General features: G+C 63.2%; 5 protein-coding genes and 1 pseudogene. 5 read left to right on the top strand and 1 reads right to left on the bottom strand.

Features of this window, described 5'->3' with window-relative positions; genetic code table 11:
- Positions 1-41 precede the first annotated feature (41 nt).
- The 5 genes from ACIBAF_RS48995 to ACIBAF_RS48975 all read left to right on the top strand — a co-directional run bounded on the left by ACIBAF_RS48995 (position 42) and on the right by ACIBAF_RS48975 (position 6,146).
- Positions 42-875 carry an MBL fold metallo-hydrolase gene (locus ACIBAF_RS48995; protein ID WP_399473313.1) on the top strand — a complete coding sequence of 278 codons (834 nt, stop codon included), beginning with the start codon at positions 42-44 and terminating at the stop codon, positions 873-875.
- Between the two features lie 52 nt (positions 876-927).
- Entirely contained in the window at positions 928-1,821 is an 894-nt protein-coding gene (locus ACIBAF_RS48990; RefSeq protein WP_399473311.1) for an alpha/beta hydrolase, read from the top strand.
- A gap of 101 nt (positions 1,822-1,922) precedes the next feature.
- Positions 1,923-3,509 carry an AMP-binding protein gene (locus ACIBAF_RS48985; RefSeq protein WP_399473308.1) on the top strand — a complete coding sequence of 529 codons (1,587 nt, stop codon included), beginning with the start codon at positions 1,923-1,925 and terminating at the stop codon, positions 3,507-3,509.
- A gap of 137 nt (positions 3,510-3,646) precedes the next feature.
- Complete coding sequence (locus ACIBAF_RS48980; RefSeq protein ID WP_399473315.1) at positions 3,647-3,877, top strand: hypothetical protein; 231 nt, start codon at positions 3,647-3,649, stop codon at positions 3,875-3,877.
- 163 nt (positions 3,878-4,040) lie between these two features.
- On the top strand, positions 4,041-6,146 hold the full coding sequence (locus ACIBAF_RS48975) for a 3-hydroxyacyl-CoA dehydrogenase NAD-binding domain-containing protein (protein ID WP_399473306.1): 2,106 nt from the start codon (positions 4,041-4,043) through the stop codon (positions 6,144-6,146).
- A gap of 456 nt (positions 6,147-6,602) precedes the next feature.
- Here the strand turns inward: ACIBAF_RS48975 and ACIBAF_RS48970 are convergent.
- Positions 6,603-6,884: pseudogene (locus tag ACIBAF_RS48970) on the bottom strand (Phenylacetic acid catabolic protein); the annotation flags it as partial.
- Positions 6,885-7,220 lie beyond the last annotated feature (336 nt).

Below are 7,220 nucleotides of genomic sequence, written 5' to 3'. Positions count from 1 at the left end.
CGATCTCATGACCACTGGCCTCGCCAAAGGAAGGCGCAACAGTGCCACAGAATCCACTCAGTCTGCAGGTCTACACCAGCTCAACCCGGGAGTTCGGCCGACACGGTGAGTCGTTCTCTCCCACGACTGCCACCTTGATCACCGGAAGGTCCGAAGCGGTCCTCGTCGATACCCAGTTCATCCGTTCCGAGGTCGTCAACCTGGGCGACATGATTGAGCGCTCTGGGCGGCGACTGACGACCATTTACATCACTCATCCCCATGCCGATCACTTTCTTGGCCTGAGGGAGTTGCTCACACGGTTCCCCGAAGCCCGCCCTGTGGCGGCCCCCTCGGTCTGCGCTGCGTTCGAGAAGGAGCACGGGGAGCAGATCAAGCAGTGGCGGGGCTGGTTTGGCGACGACGTCGACGACCAGGCGCCGATGCCGTTCCCCACGGATGGGGACACGCTGCACCTGGAGGGCCACGAGCTGCGCATCGTGGAAGTAGGGCAAGGCGATATAGCTCCGACCGCTGTGCTGCACATCCCATCGCTCAACGCTGTGATCGCGGGGGACGTGGCCTATAACCATGTCCATCCCATGCTCGCCTTCGGGGGGCCGGCCGAATGGCAGGGGTGGATCGACAGCCTGGAACAACTCATGGCGCTTGGCGCCAACACCGTCGTGGCCGGCCACAAGCATCCCCAGGCACCGGACCAGCCCGGGTCGGCAATTCTCAACATGACGCGTGCCTACATAGAGGACTTCCGCACGGCGGTCAGGAGCAGCTCCCGGCCGAAGGAAGTCATTGAGGCCATGACCGGGATGTATCCCGACCATGCCAACCTGTTCACGCTCATAGTCTCTGCCACCGCGGCATTCAACCGAACGTGACGTCACCACAGAATGTGAGCAGTGAAGTCAGCCTATCTCGGGAGAGTAATCGATGCGTCGCGATGTAGAGTTCACCACCGAAGACGGAACGCTCCTTCGTGGGTACCTGCACACCAAATCCGAGCAGCCTGCGCCATGCATCGTGATGGCACATGGCTTCTCGGGAGTAAAGGAACAAATCGATCACTACGCCTCTTTCTTCGCGCACGCCGGCTTTACTGCACTGGTCTACGATCACAGGGGTTTCGGAACCTCCGAGGGAACTCCCCGGCTTGAGGTCGACCCACTCCGTCAGATCGCCGATTGGCGTGATGCGCTGACCTTCGCCGAGACTCTTGACGAGGTCGATCAAGAGGCCGGAATCGGAGTGTGGGGGTCGAGCTTCGCCGGGGGCCTGGCGATGGTTCTGGCGGCTGACGACCGCCGAGTTCGCTGTGTTGTCGCACAGATCCCGAATGTGAGTGGGCACCGCAACTCGCGCCAGATGTTCAGCCCGGTTCAACGTGAGGAGCTCGACAAACGGCTCATCATGGATCGACGCGCCCGACTCGCGGGCAAGACTCCGGCCATGATTCCCGTATTCTCAACGACCCAGGGTGAGCTCTGTGCCTTGCCCCCGGCAGTGAGCCAGAAGTTCATCGAATCCGGCTCCGACACCACTCCGACTTGGTGCAATGAGGTAACTCTCCGTTCGCTCGGGAATATGGTCGAGTTCGAGCCGGCGGGCTGGGTTCAACATGTGGCCCCAACCCCACTGCTGATGATCGTAGGTAGCACCGATACCTGCACTTTCCCGGAGATCCAGCTGGACGTCTTCGAGCAGGCTCGGCATCCGAAGAAACTGGTCATCCACCCGGGGGGACACTTCCAGACGTATGTACAGCATTTCGAAGAAACCAGTCAGGCAGCCCTGGACTGGTTCGTCGAGCACCTATGGAAGATCTGAGTAAGGCACTGTTCTCACGGCATCCGGGATAGGTCTTCGCAACCTTCCCCGTATGACAGCAAGATGATCACTGTTGAGTCGCTCAACGAGGAGTGGCAAGGATGATTATTCGCAGCAACCACCCAGGTGTGAATGTTCCCGAGACCTCAGTGACCGAATTCCTCTTCGGTGAACTGACTCCTGAAGATGCGCCGCGGCTCGCCATCACGGATGCGGCTACAGATCGTGGATACACATACGCAGAATTGATCCACGCCATTGACCGGATCGCATCAGCTCTTGCGGAACGAGGTTTCGGTCACGGAGACGTGGCGGCGTTGGTGACGGAGAACTGCATCGAATACGCGAGCATCTTCTACGGCGTACTCCAATCCAGCGGGGTGATATCACCCGCTAACCCGCTGTACACGCCGAGCGAGCTGGCGTATCAACTGCACGACTGCGGTGCTCGTATCGTTTTCGCTTCATCGGCGGCACTGAATTCCGTCCGCACCGCCGTTGAGGACGGGCGTACCTCCGTCGAAGAGATTGTCGTCATTGGTCCCGTTGATGGCTCAGGCTCGGTCCGTGAGACCGAATTGGCCGATTTCATCACCACGATGGCGCCTTCCGTGCGAGCTCGCCCCGCTGCCGAAGATCTTGCGGTGTTGCCATATTCGGCAGGCACCACAGGATTGCCCAAGGGTGTGATGATTACTCATCGCAACCTCATCGCGGGAGTTCTGCAGGGACATTCCTTCGCTCAACTGGATTCTGATTCAACTGTACTTGCAGCACTTCCGCTGTTTCATATTTACGGCATTACTCTGATAATGAGTCAGTGCCTGCACAGTCGCGGCCGACTGGTCACTCTGCCGCGCTTTGACTTCACGCGATTCCTTGAAGTGATCGAAAGGCATCGAATCAACAGCTTGTTCATTGCGCCTCCGATCGCCATTGCGCTGGTCAAGCACCCGCTGGTTGACCAGTACGACCTCAGCAGCGTCGAATTCGTCCTGTGCGCGGCAGCTCCGCTGGACGGACAACTCGCTCATGCGCTTGGCAAGCGGCTCGATGTGCACGTCCTTCAGGCGTACGGGATGACCGAAACATGCCCTGGTATTTCCGGTGTCCCCCTCGGTCGGACCGACATCGACCTGGGTTCGGTAGGCGTCCTCTTGCCGAACATCGAAGCCCGCGTTGTGGATCCGGAAACCGGCAAAGACGTGGGGGCAGGGGAACGGGGGGAACTCTGGTGCCGCGGGCCCAACGTCATGGGGGGCTACCTCAATAATCCGGCAGCTTCAGCTGCCGCGCTGGACGGCGATGGATTCCTGCACACAGGAGACATCGTGACCGCAGACAGTGATGGAGTATTCAGGGTCGTCGACCGACTCAAGGAGCTCATCAAGTACAAGGGGTACCAGGTTGCGCCAGCCGAACTGGAAGCTGTGATTCTGGCGCATCCGGGTATCAATGACGCCGCCGTCATCGGCGTTACGGACGATGCTGGCCAAGAAGTCCCGAAGGCATTTGTTCAGCGTTCCGCGACGCGCCCGGACCTTGACGCCGACGAGGTGATCAATTTTGTGGCTGAGCGCGTCGCCCCGTACAAGAAGATCCGTCTTGTAGAGTTTATCGACAGCATTCCAAAATCTCCTGCAGGAAAGATACTGCGTAGAGAACTGCGGGGCCGCGAAGGCGAGTAAGCGGTCACGCGGACAGGCGCCGGGTGTGCCGGCGTCGTGATCTTGGCTACCACCGGTGCGGATCCGGCTGGCCGCAGGACAGCGACTTCGAGGTCGACACCGTCGACCTGCCCGATCTCGCCGACGGCCAGGTGTGACTGCGCACGATCTGTCTGTCGCTCAACACGTTCATGCACGGCCGGATGAGCGCGGCGGAGCGTTATGCCACACCGGTCGAGGTCGGCGACGTGATGGTCGGCGGCACCGTCCGCGGGGTGCTGGAGTCCCGCACCCCGGAACGGGCGGTGGGCAACCTGGTTTGGCCTACACCGGCTGGCAGACAGGTGCCTTGGTGGACGCCCGGCACAGCCGCCAAGCGGGCACCGTGACGACCCTCATTGGGGCGCCGAGTACGTGGTTGTGAAGTGCGTCCACACCTCCAGGCGGCGGTGCTCGGGGAGAACCTCAAGGCGAAGCTCCAACCCTTCAGCGAACGCAGCAAAGCCAAATTCGAGGGCGGCTGAGCCGTCGTGCATGAAAGGTATGCATCCCATGAGCTTCACAGAGGGGTTTCACCACTTGTCGCCCACCGTGCGCTATGGCGTACAGGACGGCGTCGCGGTCATCCTGCTGGCCAATCCGCCGGTCAACGGCCTGGGAGACACGATCCGGGCCGGGATCGAGGTAGGAGTCGCCCGGGCTCGTCAGGACGACACGGTAAAGGCCGTCATCATCGTCGGCGATGGCAGGGGCTTCTGCGGAGGCGCGGACATCCGTCAGTTCAATACGCCGGCCGGATCGGCCGAGCCCACGATTGGCACGGTCTGGGACAGCATCCAGCAGCTGCGGAAGCCGGTGATCGCCAGCATCAGCGGCTTCGCACTGGGTGGTGGCCTGGAACTCGCGCTTGTGTGCCACTACCGCATCGCGGACGGCAACGCGAGGCTCGGGCTGCCTGAGGTCGGTCTCGGTCTCATCCCCGGAGCGGGCGGCACACAGAGGCTACCGCGGCTCATCGGAACACGGGAAGCCCTGGCGATGATCCAGCACGGCACGACGGTGAGCGGCAGGCGTGCCGCCGAACTCGGCATCATCGACAGCGTGTTCGCCGGAGACCCGATCGAGGCGGGCTTGTCCTTCGCCCGGAAGGTCATCGCCGACGGCGGCGCCACGCAGGTCGTCGACCACCTGCCGACGCCCGATCCCGAGGGCTTCGACTTCGCCGCGGCACGCAAGGGGATTGCGTCCAACGCCCGCAACGGTCTGGCCCAGCGCGTTGCCATCGACTGTGTCGAGGCGGCCACCAGTGTTCCCGTCCAGGAGGGCCTTGCCGTCGAGGGCAACGCGTTCAACCAGCTCTTGGAGGGCTCGGAGTCGAAGGCACTGCGGCATGTCTTCTTCGCCGAGAAGGCAGCGGCGAAGGTCGCCGACGTGCCCGCCGACACCCCGGTCCGCGCGGTCGAGCACGTCGCGGTCATCGGAGCCGGGACCATGGGAGCCGGCATCGCGATGGCCTTCGCCAACGCCCGGTTCCCCGTCACGTTGATCGAGCAGAACCAGGCCGCCTTGAACCGCGGCCTGGACGCCATTCGACGCAACTACGAAGCCACGGCAGCGAAGGGAAAGCTCACTGCCGACCAGGTCGCCGAGCGGCTCGGCCGGATCAATCCCACCCTGGACCTCGCTGCCGCCGCGGACGCGGATCTTGTCATCGAAGCGGTCTTCGAGGACATCGACGTCAAGAAGGAACTGTTCGGCAGGATCGACAAGGTCTGCAGGCAGGGTGCGATCCTCGCATCCAACACCTCACGGCTCGACGTCGACGAGATCTCCCGGGCCACGACCCGGCCGGCCGACGTCATCGGCCTGCACTTCTTCAGCCCGGCGAACGTGATGAAGCTGCTGGAGGTGATCCGTGGTGACGCCACGTCCGGCGATGTCATCGCGACCAGCATGCGGATTGCGCAGAGGATCGGGAAGATCCCCGTTCTCGCCAGAATTTGCGATGGCTTCATCGGTAACCGCATGATCGCGCCGTACTTGCGTGAAGCTGACTTCCTGCTCGAGGAAGGGGCGACGCCGCAGCAGATCGACAGAGCCCTCGGCGACTTCGGCCTGGCGATGGGACCGCTGGCCATGTCCGACCTGGCCGGTCTCGACATCCGTCTGGCCACCCAGAGGCTGTCCAACCTCCCGAAGCACCTGCGGTACTCGGCGATGGTCGACCAGCTCTGTGAGGCCGGACGCTTCGGACAGAAGAGCGGCGCGGGCTACTACCGCTACGACAAGGGCAGCCGCACGCCGATACCCGATCCGTTCATCGATCAGGTCATCGAGCAACGCGCTGCGGACGCAGGGATCGAACGACGTACGATCTCCGATCAGGAGATTCTCGACCGCTGCATTTTCGCCCTGGTGAACGAGGGCGCACGGCTGCTGGAGGAAGGGATCGCCCAGCGGGCGTCCGATATCGACGTCGTCTACGTCAACGGGTATGGCTTCCCCGCGTACCGTGGCGGCCCCATGTACTACGCGCAGGACATCGGACTGGACGTGACGCTGCGCAAGATCCAGAAACTCCATGAGGCCCACGGAGAGTTCTGGTCACCGGCACCTCTGCTCGAACGGCTTGTGAGCGCCGGCGAAACGGCGTTCTGACCGGGGGTGCGTGGGCGCCACTGGACGGCCGCGCAGGAGGCTGTGCCTCTGGCCCTTGGCATCGGGCCAGCCTTCGTCATCCCCAAGCTGCTCAAGCAGCACAGCCTCACGCTGGATGTCATCGACGCGCCGCTCCCGCCAACAGCGCCAGTGGCATCTCGCGCATCCCCGCTCAATGGCCAGCCGACTCAGCCACCAACTGGGGTGGTCGATCGTCCCGGGCGGAAGCTGGATTTGCCTCAAGAACTGGGCCACCGGACTGTATCTCGACGGCCTGGGACCGACGGCCACCGAATCCCACCCCTCGGCCGGCGGATCAGCAGCGGCAGCATGACCAGTAGTTGCGCATAATCCCGCAGTGGCGGACTCTCGTCGATCCGTTGCCTCCAGCTTCTCCGCCTGCAGCACGGTCATTCCGACGAGGTGCTGCCTCAGCTCGTCGTTGCGGCGCCGCCTGGCCTTGTCCTGGGCCTTCGCGAAGAGGATTGCCTTGGGGCGTAGTGATGGCGCCCTGGTGATCCAGTCTCTCCGGCTGAGTGCCGATGATCTTGGCATGCGCCTGCTGGGTGATCTGCCGGATTAGCGTGGTGCGGTAGCCGCCGAGCGTCCAGTTACAGGCCTGATCATCTGGTCGCGGGCGAACGTCGCGTCGAACTGTTCTTGGAGTCCCGGACCGGTCCGGCCCAGGGCTCCTGTGCGCCGCCAACCGCCGTGCGAAGGCCGAGTCCCACGGCGCATCCCTGGTCGTCGACGCGCTGGGCGGTGACTGGCGAACGTGGTCGACCGAAGTCCGACTGCATCGCGTATGCAGGCAGCGGTGGCGAGTACACCTCCGACGAACTCCGGTGCGCGATGAGCCGGTTGGGACTGCAGCAGAGGCCGGAATCCGCTGCCAGCCCATCGGGCCAGCACCCGCGCGGAAGCCTCACCCTCCACGAGGCCTTCCACAGCCGACGGCGTTTCCGCCGACATCAGACCGGGGCTGCCTCACCCTCGCTGAAGACCCGACAGTGCCTCGAACAGGACCAATCCTCGCGGCAGCGCAAGCATCGAGGGTCCGCTGTTGCGCCCTTC

Origin of the sequence: Streptomyces sp. NPDC051677 (assembly GCF_044453465.1) — a bacterium.
Lineage (GTDB): Bacteria > Actinomycetota > Actinomycetes > Streptomycetales > Streptomycetaceae > Streptomyces.
Note: the sequence above shows the minus strand (reverse complement) of the source record. Positions and strands in the feature narration are given on the sequence as shown.